The sequence below is a fragment of the Neobacillus sp. KR4-4 genome (assembly GCF_042136325.1).
In the GTDB taxonomy this organism is placed as follows: domain Bacteria; phylum Bacillota; class Bacilli; order Bacillales; family Cytobacillaceae; genus Neobacillus.
In genome coordinates, this window is sequence record NZ_JBHHJU010000067.1 from 1 (window position 1) to 2,131 (window position 2,131).

General features: G+C 35.2%; 1 protein-coding gene and 1 tRNA gene. One reads left to right on the plus strand and one right to left on the minus strand.

Annotation, left to right across the window (positions count from 1 at the left end; translation table 11 throughout):
• Window positions 1-257: 257 nt before the first annotated feature.
• A complete protein-coding gene (locus ACE198_RS27890; RefSeq protein WP_375377788.1) occupies window positions 258-1,256 on the plus strand; it encodes a DUF3231 family protein in 999 nt (332 codons plus the stop codon).
• 750 nt (window positions 1,257-2,006) lie between these two features.
• Here ACE198_RS27890 and ACE198_RS27895 read toward each other — a convergent pair.
• Window positions 2,007-2,079: transfer RNA gene (locus ACE198_RS27895), tRNA-Lys, on the minus strand.
• Window positions 2,080-2,131: the final 52 nt, after the last annotated feature.

A 2,131-nucleotide genomic window follows, 5' to 3' on the forward strand; every position in this document is an offset into this window, starting at 1 on the left:
CGGTTTACTTGACGGGATCAAAGTCCCACGGGTGCGGACGTTCTACCCTGGCTACTGTTATAATAAGACCATATAAATAAAGGTCAACCAGAAATATTTTCTTATCTGGTTAACCTTATAATACGAATGGGTGCGATTGTTTACTAAGAGCAGTCACTCTTCTTGTTCTGGTAACGTGGGAGATTATGTAATAAATACATAATTTTTATTTTTGAAACACAAATTATAAAAAGGACTAGCTAAGAGGCGATGCTAAAATGGAACAACATAAGATTGATTTAACTACCCCAGAGATGACAGCTTTATGGACAACCTATATTCAAAATACCGCCACAGTTTGTTTCTTCAAGCATTTTTTAACGTTTATACAGGATGCCGAAATTAAACCGATCGTTGAGGATGCCTTACAATTATCAAATAACTATATCAATGAAATCAAAGATATTTTTAACAAAGATCAATTTCCTATTCCTAAGGGATTCTCTGAAAACGATATAGACTTATCTGCACCTCCCCTTTTTACAGATTTATTTGCTCTCAGCTTTGTATATCGTGTAGGTCAAATGAATGTTGATTACTATGCTAAATCACTGACAAAGGTGGCTAGAAGTGATACTGTCCAATTCTTGGATAATGCTTTATACACAAGCACTCAACTTTATAAGAAATCACTTCAATTAATGCTGTCTAAGGGGATTTACGATCGACCCCCAAAAATTCCTTATCCCCATAAGGTAGAATATATTGAAAAGGACCCGCCTCTTCTCCAATCGTTACTTGGTGAGAAGAGACCAATAAATGCGATTGAACTTGGAGAGATCTTTTATACAATTGAACGAAATTGTATTGGACTTCTATTATTATTTGGTTTAATACAGGTCACTAAGGATAAAGAAATTAAAGATTATTTGATTAAAGGGAGACAACTTGCAGAGAAACAGATAGAAACTTTTAACAAGGTGTTGAAGGAAGAAGGGCATATTGGTAATATTCCTGTAAGTATGGAAGTAACTGATTCTACTTTATCACCATTTTCAAATCGGTTAATTTTATTCATAATAAGTACGACAGCTGCCGCTGGTATTCAATTATTATCCTATTCGATGTCTGTTTCAATGAGAAAGGACATAGCAACTCATTATGTACAATTAACTTTTGAGGTTATGAGGTATGGAGCAAAGGGTATCGATCTTCTAATTAAACGTGGCTGGATGGAGCAACCGCCTCAATCGGTAAATCGGATGAAGATAAATTAGAATGAGATCTTGAACGGGTTTCCATTCATTTGCAGTATTCCTGGTGTGACGGTGGCTTACTTTTAATGTCTCCGAGCCCTACAATTCCAATGGTCGCAAAAAAAGATTGCGAAGAAATGCACTTAAACTAAACCAGCTTAAGCTAAAAAGGATTGCAACGGCGATCCTTTTTCTTATTTCGCTAACTAAGCCGGCTAGCTGAAAAGGGAAATTTAGAAATAAAATATTCGAAATATAATAAAAATGATACTATAAAAAATATATCCATAGCTGGGAGAGGTGCTTTTAATGAATCACGTAGAGAGTGTTTTTGACTTTATAATGGGGATTGGACTAAATGCGTTAATAATATTGGTTTTATTAAGTCTCACGAGTAAAATAGATCTACAAAAAAAGGTTATCTATATTAAGTCTAATTTCAACTATTATTTTCACTATTATTCCAACAACTGGTTATCGAGTTGAAAAAGATACGGGTGCTTTTTACTTTGGTTTTCCAGCGGATGGCTTTGTTTATGATGGAAGGCACTTAACTTTGGCTTCGTTAGGACTTATATGTAACTTTTTCTTTTTTTATTGGGTAATAAAACTTATATTAAAAATTTGGAAAGTACGAACTGTAGAGAAATGATTGCTAATGAAAGGGGGTATAAAGCAATGTTGCGAGTTTTTCAAAGGAGTTGAAAACGAAGGAAAAATTGGGTTCGAACCCGGCAATACCGCACAAACTTTTATTTTAATTTGAAATAGTGAGCCATGAAGGACTCGAACCTTCGACCCTCTGATTAAAAGTCAGATGCTCTACCAACTGAGCTAATGGCTCGTACTAATGGTGCCGGCGAGAGGACTTGAACCCCCAACCTACTGATTACAAG